This window comes from Pseudomonas sp. microsymbiont 2, from assembly GCF_054788395.1.
The window spans coordinates 3,812,418-3,827,527 of the sequence record NZ_CM139112.1; the positions used below are offsets into that span (position 1 = coordinate 3,812,418).

The 15,110-nt window shown below is 65.1% G+C and carries 13 protein-coding genes; 11 read left to right on the forward strand and 2 right to left on the reverse strand.

Annotation, left to right across the window (positions count from 1 at the left end; genetic code table 11):
- From nuoE to nuoN, 10 genes are all read left to right on the forward strand, one after another.
- Positions 1-498, forward strand: coding sequence for an NADH-quinone oxidoreductase subunit NuoE (gene nuoE, locus ACYUME_RS17080; protein WP_012313767.1), 498 nt, complete (start codon positions 1-3; stop codon positions 496-498).
- Positions 495-1,859 carry an NADH-quinone oxidoreductase subunit NuoF gene (gene nuoF, locus ACYUME_RS17085; RefSeq protein ID WP_213657488.1) on the forward strand — a complete coding sequence of 455 codons (1,365 nt, stop codon included), beginning with the start codon at positions 495-497 and terminating at the stop codon, positions 1,857-1,859. Before nuoE ends, nuoF begins: the two co-directional genes overlap by 4 nt.
- 132 nt (positions 1,860-1,991) lie before the next feature.
- Positions 1,992-4,706 carry an NADH-quinone oxidoreductase subunit NuoG gene (gene nuoG, locus ACYUME_RS17090; protein WP_460415934.1) on the forward strand — a complete coding sequence of 905 codons (2,715 nt, stop codon included), beginning with the start codon at positions 1,992-1,994 and terminating at the stop codon, positions 4,704-4,706.
- The gene (gene nuoH, locus ACYUME_RS17095; protein WP_050706494.1) at positions 4,703-5,710 is read left to right on the forward strand and encodes an NADH-quinone oxidoreductase subunit NuoH; all 1,008 of its coding nucleotides are present in this window, start codon (positions 4,703-4,705) and stop codon (positions 5,708-5,710) included. Before nuoG ends, nuoH begins: the two co-directional genes overlap by 4 nt.
- Positions 5,711-5,721: 11 nt before the next feature.
- The gene (gene nuoI / locus ACYUME_RS17100; protein WP_003251442.1) at positions 5,722-6,270 is read left to right on the forward strand and encodes an NADH-quinone oxidoreductase subunit NuoI; all 549 of its coding nucleotides are present in this window, start codon (positions 5,722-5,724) and stop codon (positions 6,268-6,270) included.
- Positions 6,271-6,280: 10 nt separating this feature from the next.
- Positions 6,281-6,781: an NADH-quinone oxidoreductase subunit J gene (nuoJ, locus tag ACYUME_RS17105; RefSeq protein ID WP_279884951.1), complete on the forward strand. Its 501-nt coding sequence runs from the start codon at positions 6,281-6,283 to the stop codon at positions 6,779-6,781.
- Between the two features lie 3 nt (positions 6,782-6,784).
- A complete protein-coding gene (gene nuoK / locus ACYUME_RS17110) occupies positions 6,785-7,093 on the forward strand; it encodes an NADH-quinone oxidoreductase subunit NuoK (protein ID WP_008096201.1) in 309 nt (102 codons plus the stop codon).
- Positions 7,090-8,943, forward strand: coding sequence for an NADH-quinone oxidoreductase subunit L (gene nuoL, locus ACYUME_RS17115; protein WP_460415937.1), 1,854 nt, complete (start codon positions 7,090-7,092; stop codon positions 8,941-8,943). Before nuoK ends, nuoL begins: the two co-directional genes overlap by 4 nt.
- A 40-nt stretch (positions 8,944-8,983) precedes the next feature.
- Positions 8,984-10,516, forward strand: a complete 1,533-nt coding sequence (nuoM, locus tag ACYUME_RS17120) for an NADH-quinone oxidoreductase subunit M (protein WP_279884956.1) — start codon at positions 8,984-8,986, stop codon at positions 10,514-10,516.
- 7 nt (positions 10,517-10,523) lie between these two features.
- Entirely contained in the window at positions 10,524-11,993 is a 1,470-nt protein-coding gene (gene nuoN, locus ACYUME_RS17125; protein WP_279884958.1) for an NADH-quinone oxidoreductase subunit NuoN, read from the forward strand.
- Positions 11,994-12,041: 48 nt separating this feature from the next.
- Here nuoN and ACYUME_RS17130 read toward each other — a convergent pair whose 3' ends face one another.
- Both ACYUME_RS17130 and ACYUME_RS17135 read right to left on the reverse strand, forming a co-directional pair.
- The gene (locus tag ACYUME_RS17130) at positions 12,042-12,338 is read right to left on the reverse strand and encodes an Ogr/Delta-like zinc finger protein (protein ID WP_279884961.1); all 297 of its coding nucleotides are present in this window, start codon (positions 12,336-12,338) and stop codon (positions 12,042-12,044) included.
- 234 nt (positions 12,339-12,572) lie between these two features.
- Positions 12,573-12,815, reverse strand: coding sequence for a response regulator transcription factor (locus ACYUME_RS17135; RefSeq protein WP_279884962.1), 243 nt, complete (start codon positions 12,813-12,815; stop codon positions 12,573-12,575).
- A 223-nt stretch (positions 12,816-13,038) separates the two neighbouring features.
- On the opposite strand from ACYUME_RS17135, the gene ACYUME_RS17140 reads away from it, so the two are divergent.
- Entirely contained in the window at positions 13,039-15,102 is a 2,064-nt protein-coding gene (locus ACYUME_RS17140) for a TonB-dependent receptor family protein (RefSeq protein ID WP_460415941.1), read from the forward strand.
- Positions 15,103-15,110: the final 8 nt, after the last annotated feature.

Consider the following 15,110-nt stretch of genomic DNA (forward strand, 5'->3'; position numbering starts at 1 on the left):
ATGAACAGCACGCTTATCCAAACCGACCGTTTCGCCCTGAGCGAAACCGAGCGCTCGGCCATCGAGCACGAGATGCACCACTACGAGGACCCGCGCGCGGCGTCCATCGAAGCCCTGAAGATCGTCCAGAAGGAACGCGGCTGGGTGCCGGACGGCGCCATCTACGCCATCGGCGAAGTGCTGGGCATCCCCGCCAGCGATGTCGAGGGCGTGGCCACCTTCTACAGCCAGATCTTCCGCCAGCCGGTCGGCCGCCACATCATCCGCGTGTGCGACAGCATGGTCTGCTACATCGGCGGTCATGAGTCGGTGGTCAGCCAGATCCAGAGCGAGCTGGGCATCGGCCTCGGCCAGACCACCGCCGACGGGCGCTTCACCCTGCTGCCGGTGTGCTGCCTGGGCAACTGCGACAAGGCCCCGGCGCTGATGATCGACGACGACACCTTTGGCGACGTGCAACCTGCCGGCGTCTCCAAGCTGCTGGAGGGTTACGTATGACCATCACTTCCTTCGGCCCGGCCAACCGCATTGCGCGTTCGGCCGAAACCCACCCGCTGACCTGGCGCCTGCGTGACGACGGCGAGCCGGTCTGGCTGGCCGAGTACGAGTCGAAGAACGGCTACGCCGCTGCCCGCAAGGCACTGGCCGAGATGTCCGCCGACGACATCGTGCAGAGCGTCAAGGACTCCGGCCTCAAGGGCCGCGGCGGCGCGGGCTTCCCCACTGGCGTGAAGTGGGGCCTGATGCCCAAAGACGAATCCATGAACATCCGCTACCTGCTGTGCAACGCGGATGAAATGGAGCCGAACACCTGGAAGGACCGCATGCTGATGGAGCAACAGCCCCATCTGCTGGTCGAGGGCATGCTGATCAGCGCCCGCGCCCTGAAGGCCTACCGTGGCTACATCTTCCTGCGCGGCGAATACACCACCGCGGCGAAGAACCTCAACCGCGCCATCGATGAAGCCAAGGCCGCTGGCCTGTTGGGCAAGAACATCCTCGGCTCCGGTTTCGACTTCGAGCTGTTCGTGCACACCGGTGCCGGGCGCTACATCTGCGGTGAAGAAACCGCGCTGATCAACTCGCTCGAGGGCCGCCGCGCCAACCCGCGCTCCAAGCCGCCCTTCCCTGCCGCCGTCGGCGTGTGGGGCAAGCCGACCTGCGTGAACAACGTCGAGACCCTGTGCAACGTGCCGGCCATCGTCGCCAACGGCAACGACTGGTACAAGTCGCTGGCCCGCGAAGGCAGCGAGGACCACGGCACCAAGCTGATGGGCTTCTCCGGCAAGGTGAAGAACCCTGGCCTGTGGGAGCTGCCGTTCGGCGTCACCGCCCGCGAGCTGTTCGAAGACTACGCCGGTGGCATGCGCGACGGCTTCAAGCTCAAGTGCTGGCAGCCTGGCGGCGCCGGTACCGGCTTCCTGCTGCCCGAGCACCTCGATGCGCAGATGTACGCCGGCGGCATCGCCAAGGTCGGCACCCGCATGGGTACGGGCCTGGCCATGGCGGTGGACGACAGCATCAACATGGTGTCGCTGCTGCGCAACATGGAAGAGTTCTTCGCCCGCGAATCCTGCGGCTGGTGCACCCCATGCCGCGACGGCCTGCCGTGGAGCGTGAAGATGCTGCGCGCCCTGGAAAAAGGCCAGGGCCGCGCCGAAGACATCGAGACCCTGCTGGGTCTGGTCAACTTCCTCGGCCCAGGCCGCACCTTCTGTGCTCACGCACCGGGTGCCGTGGAGCCCTTGGGCAGTGCCATCAAATACTTCCGGTCCGAGTTCGAGGCCGGTGTCGCGCCCGCTAGCGCTGCCGACACCCTGCGCCCGAACTTGGCCAAGCCGATTGTGGTCGGCGCATAACAAGATGAAACGCGGGTGGTCCGTGCCATCCGCCAGCCTGCAGGCCGGCCCGAACGATTCGCGGCCGGCCACAGGCTCACCGATTTCCATTAGCCACGCCTGCTCACGCGGGCCAACGAAGAACTTTGAACCATGGCCACTATCCACGTAGACGGCAAAGCGCTCGAAGTCAACGGTGCGGACAACCTGTTACAGGCCTGTCTGTCACTCGGCCTCGACATCCCCTATTTCTGCTGGCACCCGGCGCTCGGTAGCGTCGGCGCCTGCCGGCAGTGCGCGGTCAAGCAGTACACCGACGAGAACGACACCCGTGGTCGTATCGTCATGTCCTGCATGACCCCTGCCTCCGACGGCACCTGGATTTCCATCGACGATGACGAATCCAAGGCGTTCCGCGCCAGCGTCGTCGAATGGCTGATGACCAACCACCCGCACGACTGCCCGGTGTGCGAGGAAGGCGGTCACTGCCACCTGCAGGACATGACGGTAATGACCGGCCACAACGAGCGCCGCTACCGTTTCACCAAGCGTACCCACCAGAACCAGGACCTCGGCCCGTTCATCGCCCACGAGATGAACCGCTGCATCGCCTGCTACCGCTGCGTGCGCTACTACAAGGACTACGCTGGCGGCACCGACCTGGGTGTCTATGGCGCCCACGACAACGTGTACTTCGGTCGCGTCGAAGACGGCGTGCTGGAAAGCGAGTTCTCCGGCAACCTCACCGAGGTCTGCCCGACCGGTGTGTTCACCGACAAGACCCACTCCGAGCGCTACAACCGCAAGTGGGACATGCAGTTCGCCCCGAGCATCTGCCATGGCTGCTCCAGCGGCTGCAACATCAGCCCCGGCGAGCGCTACGGCGAACTGCGCCGCATCGAGAACCGCTTCAACGGCTCGGTGAACCAGTACTTCCTGTGCGACCGTGGCCGCTTCGGCTATGGCTACGTCAACCGCAAGGACCGTCCGCGCCAGCCGTTCCTCGCCGATGGCAGCAAGCTGAGCCTGGACGCCGCCCTGGACAAGGCCGCCGACCTGCTGCGCGGCCGCACCATCGTCGGCATCGGCTCGCCACGCGCCAGCCTGGAAAGCAACTACGGCCTGCGTGAGCTGGTCGGCGCCGAGTACTTCTACTCGGGCATGGAAGCCGGTGAACTGGCCCGCGTGCGCCTGGCGCTGAACGTGCTGAACGACAGCCCGCTGCCGGTGCCGACCCTGCGCGACATCGAAGACCACGACGCCGTGTTCGTGCTCGGCGAAGACCTGACCCAGACCGCCGCCCGCGTCGCCCTGGCCGTGCGCCAGGCCACCAAGGGCAAGGCCGAGGCCATGGCCGACGCCATGCGCGTGCAGCCTTGGCTGGACGCCGCGGTGAAGAACATCGGCCAGCACGCGCTGTACCCGCTGTTCATCGCATCCTTGGCTGAAACCAAGCTGGACGACGTCGCCGAAGAATGCGTGCACGCCGCTCCCGCCGACCTCGCCCGTATCGGTTTCGCCGTGGCCCACGCCATCGACCCGAGCGCGCCTGCCGTCGCCGGCCTGGACGACGAAGCCAAGGCCCTGGCCCAGCGCATCGCCGATGCCCTGCTCACCGCCCAGCGCCCGCTGGTGGTCGCCGGCACTTCCCTGGCGGACCCTGCGCTGATCGAAGCCGCCGCCAACATCGCCAAGGCCCTCAAGCTGCGCGAGAAGAACGGTTCGCTGAGCCTGGTCGTGCCTGAAGCCAACAGCCTCGGCATGGCAATGATGGGTGGCGAGTCCGTCGATGCCGCGCTGGACGCGGTCATCAGCGGCAAGGCCGACGCCATCGTCGTGCTGGAAAACGACCTGTACGCCCGCGTGCCGGCCGCCAAGGTCGACGCCGCCCTGGCCGCCGCCAAGGTGGTGATCGTCGCCGACCACTCGAAGACCCCGACCCTCGAACGCGCCCACCTGGTGCTGCCGGCTGCCTCCTTCGCCGAAGGCGACGGCACCCTGGTCAGCCAGGAAGGCCGTGCCCAGCGCTTCTTCCAGGTGTTCGACCCGCAGTACCTGGACAGCAGCATCCAGATCCACGAAGGCTGGCGCTGGATGCACGCCCTGCGTGCCACCCTGCTCAACAAGCCGGTGGACTGGACCCAGCTGGACCACGTCACCAGCGCCTGCGCCGAAGCCGCCCCGCAACTGGCCGGCATCGTCAATGCCGCGCCAAGCGCCGCGTTCCGCATCAAGGGCATGAAGCTGGCCCGCGAACCGCTGCGCTACTCCGGCCGTACCGCCATGCGCGCCAACATCAGCGTGCACGAGCCGCGTACCCCCCAGGACAAGGACACCGCGTTCGCCTTCTCCATGGAAGGCTACTCGGGCTCGGCCGAACCGCGCCAGCAGGTGCCGTTCGCCTGGTCGCCGGGCTGGAACTCGCCGCAGGCCTGGAACAAGTTCCAGGACGAAGTGGGCGGCCACCTGCGTGCCGGTGACCCGGGCGTGCGCCTGATCGAGTCGCAAGGCGACAAGCTCAACTGGTTCACCGCCATTCCGGGCGCGTTCAACCCGGCCCGCGGCACCTGGACCGCCGTACCGTTCTTCCACCTGTTCGGCAGCGAAGAGAACTCCTCGCGCGCCGCCCCGGTGCAGGAGCGCATCCCGGCCGCCTACGTCGGCCTGGCCAAGTCCGAGGCCGACCGCCTGGGCGTCAACGACGGCGCGCTGCTGAGCCTGAACGTGGCCGGCGTGTCGCTGCGCCTGCCGCTGCGTATCAATGAAGAACTGGGCGCTGGCCTGGTTGCGTTGCCCAAAGGCCTGGCCGGCATTCCGCCCGCCATCTTCGGTGCAGCCGTCGAAGGCCTGCAGGAGGCAGCACAATGAGCTGGTTCACCCCCGAAGTGATCGATGTGATCATTCAGGTCGTCAAGGCCATCGTGGTGCTGCTGGCCGTGGTGGTCTGCGGCGCCCTGCTCAGCTTCGTCGAACGTCGCTTGCTGGGCTGGTGGCAGGACCGCTACGGTCCGAACCGCGTCGGCCCGTTCGGCATGTTCCAGATCGCCGCCGACATGCTGAAGATGTTCTTCAAGGAAGACTGGAACCCGCCCTTCGTCGACAAGATGATCTTCACCCTGGCGCCGGTCGTGGCCATGAGCGCCCTGCTGATCGGCTTCTCGATCATCCCGATCACCCCGGGCTGGGGCGTGGCCGACCTGAACATCGGCCTGCTGTTCTTCTTCGCCATGGCCGGCCTGTCGGTCTACGCCGTGCTGTTCGCCGGCTGGTCGTCGAACAACAAGTACGCCCTGCTCGGCAGCCTGCGGGCCTCGGCCCAGACCGTGTCGTACGAAGTGTTCCTGGGCTTGGCGCTGATGGGCGTGGTGGTGCAGGTGGGCTCGTTCAACATGCGCGACATCGTTGAATACCAGGCCAACAACCTGTGGTTCATCATTCCGCAGTTCTTCGGCTTCTGCACCTTCTTCATCGCTGGCGTCGCCGTGACTCACCGTCACCCGTTCGACCAGCCAGAAGCGGAACAGGAACTGGCCGACGGCTACCACATCGAATATGCCGGCATGAAATGGGGCATGTTCTTCGTCGGTGAGTACATCGGCATCATCCTGATCTCGGCGCTGCTGGTAACCCTGTTCTTCGGTGGCTGGCACGGTCCGTTCGGCATCCTGCCGCAAGTACCGTTCCTGTGGTTCGCCCTGAAGACCGCGTTCTTCATCATGCTGTTCATCCTGCTGCGCGCCTCGATCCCGCGCCCACGCTATGACCAGGTGATGGACTTCAGCTGGAAGTTCTGCCTGCCGCTGACCCTGATCAATTTGCTGGTGACCGCTGCGATCGTGCTCTACAACACGCCAGCCGTCGCGGCCCAGTGAGGATTTGACCCATGTTCAAGTATATCGGCGACATCGTTAAGGGCACCGGCACACAGCTGCGCAGCCTGGCCATGGTGTTCTCCCACGGGTTCCGCAAGCGCGACACCCTGCAGTACCCCGAAGAACCCGTGTACCTGCCGCCGCGCTACCGCGGCCGCATCGTCCTCACCCGCGACCCCGACGGCGAGGAGCGCTGCGTGGCGTGCAACCTCTGCGCGGTGGCCTGCCCGGTCGGCTGCATCTCGCTGCAGAAGGCCGAGACCGAGGACGGCCGTTGGTACCCCGAGTTCTTCCGCATCAACTTCTCGCGCTGCATCTTCTGCGGCCTGTGCGAAGAGGCGTGCCCGACCACCGCGATCCAGCTCACTCCGGATTTCGAAATGGCCGAGTTCAAGCGTCAGGACCTGGTGTACGAGAAAGAAGATCTGCTGATCTCCGGCCCCGGCAAGAACCCTGACTACAACTTCTACCGTGTTGCGGGCATGGCGATCGCTGGCAAGCCGAAAGGCTCCGCGCAGAACGAAGCCGAGCCGATCAACGTGAAGAGCTTGCTCCCATAAGGACAGAAAGATGGAATTCGCTTTCTACTTCGCATCCGGTATCGCCGTTGTCTCCACGCTTCGCGTGGTGACCGGCACCAACCCGGTGCACGCCCTGCTCTACCTGATCATCTCGCTGATTTCCGTGGCGATGATCTTCTTCTCCCTCGGTGCGCCGTTCGCCGGCGCCCTGGAAGTGATCGCCTACGCCGGCGCCATCATGGTGCTGTTCGTCTTCGTGGTGATGATGCTCAACCTCGGGCCGGCCTCGGTCGCCCAGGAGCGTGGCTGGCTCAAACCGGGCATCTGGGCGGGGCCGGTGATCCTCGCCGCCCTGCTGCTGCTGGAGCTGCTGTACGTGCTGTTCGTCACCCCGTCGGGCGCTGCCATCAGCGGTACCACCGTCAGCGCCAAGGAAGTCGGCATCAGCCTGTTCGGGCCGTACCTGCTGGTGGTCGAACTGGCCTCGATGCTGCTGCTCGCGGCAGCCGTCACCGCCTTCCACCTGGGCCGCAACGAGGCGAAGGAGTAAATCATGGGTGCTATCCCTCTCGAGCATGGTCTGGCGGTCGCCGGCATCCTGTTCTGCTTAGGTCTGGTTGGCCTGATGGTCCGCCGCAACATCCTCTTCGTGCTCATGAGCCTGGAAGTCATGATGAACGCCTCCGCCCTGGCGTTCATCGTCGCCGGTGCCCGCTGGGTCCAGCCCGACGGCCAGGTGATGTTCATTCTGGTGATCAGCCTGGCAGCCGCCGAGGCCAGCATTGGCCTGGCGATCCTGCTGCAGCTGTATCGCCGCTTCCACACTCTCGACATCGATGCTGCCAGTGAGATGCGCGGATGAACCTTATCTTCCTGACGTTCGTATTCCCCCTGATCGGCTTCCTGCTGCTGTCGTTCTCGCGCGGCCGCTGGTCCGAGAACCTGTCCGCGCTGATCGGCGTCGGTTCGGTGGGCCTCTCGGCCGCCGTGGCCGCCTACGTGATCTGGCAGTTCAACGTCGCCCCGCCTGAAGGCGGCGCGTACAGCCAGCTGCTGTGGCAGTGGATGTCGGTGGACGGCTTCGCGCCGAACTTCACCCTGTACGTGGATGGCCTGTCGGTCACCATGCTGGGCGTGGTCACCGGCGTCGGCTTTTTGATCCACCTGTTCGCTTCCTGGTACATGCGTGGCGAAGCCGGCTACTCGCGCTTCTTCTCGTACACCAACCTGTTCATCGCCAGCATGCTGTTCCTGGTGCTGGGCGACAACCTGCTGTTCATCTACTTCGGCTGGGAAGGCGTGGGCCTGTGCTCGTACCTGTTGATCGGTTTCTACTACAGCAACCGCAACAACGGTAACGCGGCACTCAAGGCCTTCATCGTCACCCGCATCGGCGACGTGTTCATGGCCATCGGCCTGTTCATCCTGTTCGTCCAGCTGGGTACCCTGAACGTGCAGGAACTGCTGGTGCTGGCACCGCAGAAGTTCCAGGCCGGCGACACCTGGATGGTCCTGGCGACCCTGATGCTGCTGGGTGGCGCGGTCGGTAAATCGGCCCAGCTGCCGCTGCAGACCTGGCTGGCCGACGCGATGGCCGGTCCGACCCCGGTTTCGGCGCTGATCCACGCGGCAACCATGGTGACCGCGGGCGTGTACCTGATCGCCCGTACCAACGGCCTGTTCCTGCTGGCGCCGGACGTCCTGCACCTGGTCGGCGTCGTGGGTGGCGTGACCCTGGTCCTGGCCGGCTTCGCCGCCCTGGTGCAGACCGACATCAAGCGTATCCTCGCCTACTCGACCATGAGCCAGATCGGCTACATGTTCCTGGCCCTGGGCGTCGGCGCCTGGGACGCGGCGATCTTCCACCTGATGACCCACGCCTTCTTCAAGGCCCTGCTGTTCCTTGCCTCCGGTGCGGTGATCGTCGCCTGCCACCACGAGCAGAACATCTTCAAGATGGGCGGCCTGTGGAAGAAACTGCCGCTGGCCTACGCCAGCTTCGTGGTCGGTGGCGCCGCCCTGGCCGCCCTGCCGATCCTGACCGTGGGCTTCTACTCCAAGGACGAGATCCTCTGGGAAGCCTTCGCCAGCGGCAACACCGGCCTGCTGTACGCAGGCCTGGTGGGCGCGTTCATGACCTCGCTGTACACCTTCCGCCTGATCTTCATCGCCTTCCACGGCGAAGCCAAGACCGAAGCCCACGCCGGCCACGGCATCAGCCACTGGCTGCCGCTGGGCGTGCTGATCGTGCTGTCGACCTTCATCGGCGCCTGGATCCACCCGCCGCTGGCAGGCGTGCTGCCTGAGAGCGCCGGCCACGCCGGTGGCGAAGCCAAGCACTCGCTGGAAATCGCCTCGGGCGCCATCGCCATCGCCGGTATCCTGCTGTCGGCCCTGCTGTTCCTGGGCAAACGCCGCTTCGTCACAGCAGTTGCCAACAGCGGTATCGGTCGCGTCCTGTCGGCCTGGTGGTTCGCCGCCTGGGGCTTCGACTGGATCTACGACAAGCTCTTCGTCAAACCTTACCTGCTGATCAGCCACATCCTGCGCAAGGACCCGGTTGACCGCAGCATCGGCCTCATCCCTCGGATGGCCCGTGGCGGCCACGTCGCCATGAGCAAGACCGAGACCGGCCAGCTGCGCTGGTACACCGCCTCGATCGCCGTGGGCGCCGTGCTGGTGCTCGGCGCCGTGGTAGTGGCCGCGGTATGACTATGAATCTTGCGACTTTGCCAAAGGAAACCAACCCGTCATGATTTTGCCTTGGCTGATCCTGATCCCCTTCATCGGCGGCTTCCTGTGCTGGCTGGGTGAGCGCTTCGGCGCCACCCTGCCGCGCTGGATCGCGCTGCTGACCATGTCCCTGCTGCTTGGCATCGGCCTGTGGCTGTGGGCGAATGGCAACTACACCCTGGCTCCCGCGCCGGGTGCCGAACCCGCCTGGGCCCTCGAATACAAGGTCGAGTGGATCAAGCGCTTCGGCATCAGCATCCACCTGGCCCTCGACGGCCTGTCGCTGCTGATGATCCTGCTCACCGGCCTGCTCGGCGTGCTGTCGGTGCTGTGCTCGTGGAAAGAGATCCAGCGCCACGTCGGCTTCTTCCACCTCAACCTGATGTGGATCCTCGGCGGCGTGGTCGGCGTGTTCCTGGCCCTGGACCTGTTCCTGTTCTTCTTCTTCTGGGAAATGATGCTGGTGCCGATGTACTTCCTCATCGCGCTCTGGGGTCACAGCTCCTCCGACGGCAAGAAGACTCGGATCTACGCGGCGACCAAGTTCTTCATCTTCACCCAGGCCAGCGGCCTGATCATGCTGGTGGCGATCCTCGGTCTGGTGCTGGTCAACTACAACAACACCGGGGTGATCACCTTCAACTACAGCGACCTGCTCAAGGCCGAGTTGCCGGCCGGTGTCGAGTACATCCTGATGCTGGGCTTCTTCATCGCCTTCGCGGTGAAGCTGCCGGTGGTGCCGTTCCACTCCTGGCTGCCTGACGCTCACGCCCAGGCGCCGACCGCAGGTTCCGTGGACCTGGCGGGCATCCTGCTGAAGACCGCGGCCTACGGCCTGCTGCGCTTCGCCCTGCCGCTGTTCCCGAACGCCTCGGCCGAGTTCGCGCCGATCGCCATGACCCTGGGCCTGATCGGCATCTTCTACGGTGCCTTCCTGGCCTTCGCCCAGACCGACATCAAGCGCCTGGTGGCGTTCTCCAGCGTCTCGCACATGGGCTTCGTGCTGATCGGCATCTACTCCGGCAGCCAGCAGGCCCTGCAGGGCGCGGTGATCCAGATGCTGGCCCACGGCCTGTCGGCCGCCGCGCTGTTCATCCTGGCCGGCCAGCTGTACGAGCGCCTGCACACCCGTGACATGCGCGAGATGGGTGGCCTGTGGCACCGCATCGCATACCTGCCGGCCATCAGCCTGTTCTTCGCCGCCGCATCGCTGGGCCTGCCGGGCACCGGCAACTTCGTCGGCGAGTTCCTGATCCTGATCGGCAGCTTCGCCCATGTTCCGTGGATCACCGTGATCGCCACCACCGGCCTGGTCTTCGGTTCGGTGTACTCGCTGATCATGATCCACCGCGCCTACTTCGGTCCGGCCAAGTCCGACACCGTGCTGGCCGGCATGGACGGTCGCGAGCTGATCATGGTGCTGGGCCTGGCGGGCCTGCTGATCCTGCTGGGCGTGTATCCGCAGCCGTTCCTCGACACCTCTGCCGCCACCATGAGCGGTGTGCAGCAGTGGCTCGGATCCGCTTTCACTCAACTCGCTTCGGCCCGGTAAGAGCGCTATGGAATTCACCACTCAACACTTCATCGCATTGGCGCCGATGCTGATCACCACCATCACCACGGTGGTGGTGATGCTGGCGATCGCCTGGAAGCGCAACCACTCGCAGACCTTCCTGCTGTCCACCGTGGGCCTGAACCTGGCTCTGCTGTCGATCCTGCCGGCGCTCAAGGTCGCGCCGCTGGCGGTCACCTCGCTGGTGACCATCGACAAGTTCGCCTGCCTGTACATGGCGATCATCCTGGTGGCGACGCTGGCCTGCGTCACCCTCGCCCACGCGTATCTGGGCGAAGGCTCCAAGGGCTTCCCGGGCAACCGTGAAGAGCTGTACCTGCTGCTGCTGATGTCGGCACTGGGTGGCCTGGTGCTGGTCAGCGCCAACCACCTGGCCGGCCTGTTCATCGGCCTGGAGCTGCTGTCGGTGCCGGTCTACGGCCTGGTGGCGTACGCCTTCTTCAACAAGCGCTCGCTGGAAGCCGGCATCAAGTACATGGTGCTGTCGGCCGCCGGTTCCGCCTTCCTGCTGTTCGGCATGGCGCTGCTGTACGCTGACGCAGGCAGCTTGACCTTCGACCAGCTGGGCAAGGCCCTGGCGGCCACCAGCATGCCGAGCCTGCTGGCGCAGCTGGGCCTGGGCATGATGCTGGTGGGCCTGGCCTTCAAGCTGTCGCTGGTGCCGTTCCACCTGTGGACCCCGGACGTCTACGAAGGCGCCCCGGCGCCGGTCGCCGCGTTCCTGGCCACCGCCAGCAAGGTCGCGGTGTTCGCCGTGGTCGTGCGCCTGTTCATGCTCTCCCCCGCCGCCAGCAGCGGCGTGCTGAGCACCGTGCTGGCGGTGATCGCGGTCGCCTCGATCCTCATCGGCAACCTGTTGGCGCTGACCCAGAGCAACCTCAAGCGTCTGCTGGGTTACTCGTCCATCGCCCACTTCGGCTACCTGGTCATCGCCCTGGTCGCCAGCAAGGGCCTGGCCCTGGAGGCCATGGGCGTGTACCTGGTCACCTACGTGATCACCAGCCTCGGCGCCTTCGGCGTGATCACTCTGATGTCCTCGCCGTATGCCGGCCGCGACGCCGACGCCCTGTACGAGTACCGCGGCCTGTTCTGGCGCCGTCCGTACCTGACCGCGGTACTGACCGTGATGATGCTGTCGCTGGCCGGTATCCCGCTGACCGCGGGCTTCATCGGCAAGTTCTACATCATCGCCACCGGCGTCGAGTCGCACCTGTGGTGGCTGGTCGGCGCCCTGGTGATCGGCAGCGCCATCGGCGTGTACTACTACCTGCGCGTCATGGTCACCCTGTACCTGGTCGAGCCGAACCTGCGTCGCCACGACGCCCCGCTGAAGTGGGAACAGCGCACCGGCGGCGTGATGCTGCTGGCCATCGCCATCCTCGCCTTCGTGCTCGGCGTGTACCCGCAGCCGCTGCTGGAGATGGTGCAACAGGCGGGCCTGCAACTGATCGGTTGATCGAACCGGTAAAACAAGACACCCCGCTTCGAGCGGGGTGTTTTTTTTTCAGCTATCAATGCCCGAACATCGGCGTCCGTCATCGAGCGTAGCAGTCGCGGCATCTTCGCGCTGCAACGCACGCCTGCGCAGTTCGCTGCCGGCAGGCGGCAGATGGACATCAGGTCGAGGCATCCCGCTGGGTGAAAGCTCATGGGTCATTTCGAACTCGGCCCTGACCGACCAGCCACAGGCTTCGTTGGTACATTGCAGGTACGCCACCCTCAGGAAGATATGGCGACCTTCGCTGGTGCGGGTTCGCATGCGGCTGCTGCAATGCGGGCAAACCAGTTTGTAAGTACTCACGGCGACACCCTGCTGGTCAGGCAGCGCGGTAGTGACGCCAGGAAAGATCGCCTTCCAGGGGGCGCCTTGAACGTCGCACTCACCGATCTCGCCGAAAAGAGATTGTTCATGTCAGATTTCTCCCTTAATGCAGTAGCCGTATAGTTCGTATGGCTTAATTTAAGCCGAAGCGATCACCGTCAACCAATCCGGGAGATTTTTCCCTTGCCGACCAGGCGCTCGGCAAGCATGCCCTCAATCTGCCGCCAGCATGCCGTAGCGAATGGCCTTGCTGACGGCGGCCACGCGGGTGACGACATCGAACTTGCGCAGGATATTGCCCACGTGAAAGTTCACCGTGGACTCCTTGCATTGCAGAATCCTGCCGATTTCCCAGGAGCTCTTGCCATATGCGCACCACAGCAATACCTGCTGCTCACGGGGGGTCAGGTATACCGCTGAAGTATTGCTTGTCGGTCGCTCAATCTCGCAGATCATCAGGCGTCTTCCTTCGTGGTCGGTAGTAGCGGGAATTCCCACAACCGTCTTCACCACACCTTACGAATCCATCCGGCGACCCTCTACTCGCCCGCTCTGTAAAGAGCTCTCCGACAAAGACGTTCTCACTGAATGACAGCGAAATGCAGCTTGCTCCGTGCTCTGGACTGAAATTCGCTCGTCTCAACGCGGTTCCCGTCAGCATTTCGCCTGGAGTTGTACGATGCGTCCTGTTCTGCCTCTTTCGTCTTGCCTTGGCCTGGTTGCCCTGTTAGGCGCCAACCAACTGGGCTTGGCCGCGCCGGTTGAACTGGATCAGGTGCTGATCAGTGACCAGGAACAGGACGAGTTGGAGGCGGCGCGAGCACGCCTGCACAGCGTGCCTGGCGCCAGCAATCTGGTGGACATGGCCACGGTGGGCAACGGTCGGGTGGCCAGCAACCAGGACGTGCTGGCCTACCAGCCTGGTGTGTTCGCCCAGTCGGCGGGCAACGACGGCATCAAGCTGTCGATCCGCGGATCGGGCATCAACCGCGCGCCGGGCGCGCACGGCTCGGGCGTGTACACGATGTTCGACGGCCTGCCACTGACCGGTCCGGGCGGCACCCCCTACGAACTGTTCGAACCTTTATGGTTGAGCCGCGCCGAGGTGCTGCGCGGCGCCAACGGTTTCGACCAGGGCTCGCTGGCCCTGGGCGGCGCGATCAACTACGTGACCCACACCGGCTACGATGCAGCGCCCTTGCAGGTGCGCTATGAAGTCGGCAGCCGTGGCTACCAGCGCCGGCACATCAGCTCCGGGCAGGTGCTGGGCAACCTCGACTACTACGTGGCCTTGACCGATGCCGAGTACGACGGCTACCAGCAGCACAGCAGCGGCAGCGCCAAGGGCATCGCCGCCAATGTCGGCTACCGCTTCAACCCGAACCTGGAGACGCGCTTCTACCTGCGCTACCGGGAAACCGAGAACGACCTGGCCGGACGCCTGACCAAGGACCAGATCAAGCACCATCCCCGCGCGGCCAACCCGGCCTACCTGGCCCGCGACGACAGCCGTCCGCAACCGGGCAGCACCTGGGTGGGCAACAAGACCATCTTCTTCCTCGACGACGATTCGCGCCTGGAGGCCGGGCTGGTCTATCACGACTACCCGATGGACCTGCGCGAAGGCCCGATGCGCCTGAAGGTCGCCTACACCGATGTCAGCGGCACGCTGAACTACGTGCGCCGCGACACCCTGTTCGGCCACGAGAGCAAGACCACCCTCGGCTGGCGCACCACCAAGCACCTGCCCAACAGCGGCGCCTCGCAGTTCGCCCGCAGCGGCGGCGACAACTTCGGTGCCCGCAGCCGCGACTTCAGCTACCAGGGCTCGGACACCGTGCTGCATGCGGGCAACGACCTGGAGCTGATTCCGAACCTGTGGCTGACCACGGGCCTGGCGATGATCTACACCCGCCGCGAAAGCGACGTCACCTACCCAGCCAGTGGCGGCAAGGTCAGCCAGCATGACTGGGACTACGCCCCACGCCTGGGCCTGCGCTACGACATCCGCCCGGACCTGCAGGTCTACGGCAACCTCAGCCGCTCGGTGGAGCCGCCACACCCGTGGTCGCTGGTCTGGAGTGCGCCAGTCGCCAACCAGCCCATGAAGATGCAGAACCAGACCGCCACCACCCTGGAACTGGGCGCCCGCGGCGATTCGGCACTGGGGCGTTGGGACCTGGCCTGGTACTACGCCCAGGTGCGCCACGAGCTGTTGAACGTGGAAGTCGTGCAGGGTCTGCCGTTCAAGGAGTTCAACGCCAGCCCCACCGTGCACCAGGGCATCGAGGCAGGCCTGGACAGCCTGCTCTGGGAGCAACCGGGCACCGGCAAGCTCAGCCTGCGCCAGGCCTACACCTTCAGCGACTTCCACTACCGCGACGACGACAAGTTCGGCGACAACCGCCTGCCCGGCATCCCCATGCACTACTACCAGGCCGAACTGCGCTATGACTGGCCGAGCGGCTTCCACGCCGGGGTGAACACGCAGATGGCCTCCAAGGTCCAGGTGGACTACGCCAACAGCTACCACGCCGACGCCTATGCGCTGCTCGGCGCGCGCCTGGGCTGGGATTCGCCGAAACGGGACTGGCAGACCTGGCTCGACCTGCGCAACCTGACCAACAAGCGTTACGCGGCGACGGTGACACCGGGGTACAACGACGCCGGGCAGGACATCGCCCGCTCGACGCCGGGGGAAGGGTTCGGGGTGTATACCGGGGTTTCCTACAGTTTCCGATAAACAGCTTG

Excerpts from the sequence above, each read along its gene's own strand:
- nuoL (WP_460415937.1), top strand. The coding sequence starts at position 7,090 with ATGAACCTTATCTTCCTGACGTTCGTATTCCCCCTGATCGGCTTCCTG.
- ACYUME_RS17135 (WP_279884962.1), bottom strand. The coding sequence starts at position 12,815 with ATGATCTGCGAGATTGAGCGACCGACAAGCAATACTTCAGCGGTATAC.
- nuoJ (WP_279884951.1), top strand. The coding sequence starts at position 6,281 with ATGGAATTCGCTTTCTACTTCGCATCCGGTATCGCCGTTGTCTCCACG.
- nuoI (WP_003251442.1), top strand. The coding sequence starts at position 5,722 with ATGTTCAAGTATATCGGCGACATCGTTAAGGGCACCGGCACACAGCTG.
- nuoE (WP_012313767.1), top strand. The coding sequence starts at position 1 with ATGAACAGCACGCTTATCCAAACCGACCGTTTCGCCCTGAGCGAAACC.
- nuoK (WP_008096201.1), top strand. The coding sequence starts at position 6,785 with ATGGGTGCTATCCCTCTCGAGCATGGTCTGGCGGTCGCCGGCATCCTG.
- nuoF (WP_213657488.1), top strand. The coding sequence starts at position 495 with ATGACCATCACTTCCTTCGGCCCGGCCAACCGCATTGCGCGTTCGGCC.
- ACYUME_RS17140 (WP_460415941.1), top strand. The coding sequence starts at position 13,039 with ATGCGTCCTGTTCTGCCTCTTTCGTCTTGCCTTGGCCTGGTTGCCCTG.
- nuoG (WP_460415934.1), top strand. The coding sequence starts at position 1,992 with ATGGCCACTATCCACGTAGACGGCAAAGCGCTCGAAGTCAACGGTGCG.
- nuoN (WP_279884958.1), top strand. The coding sequence starts at position 10,524 with ATGGAATTCACCACTCAACACTTCATCGCATTGGCGCCGATGCTGATC.
- nuoH (WP_050706494.1), top strand. The coding sequence starts at position 4,703 with ATGAGCTGGTTCACCCCCGAAGTGATCGATGTGATCATTCAGGTCGTC.
- nuoM (WP_279884956.1), top strand. The coding sequence starts at position 8,984 with ATGATTTTGCCTTGGCTGATCCTGATCCCCTTCATCGGCGGCTTCCTG.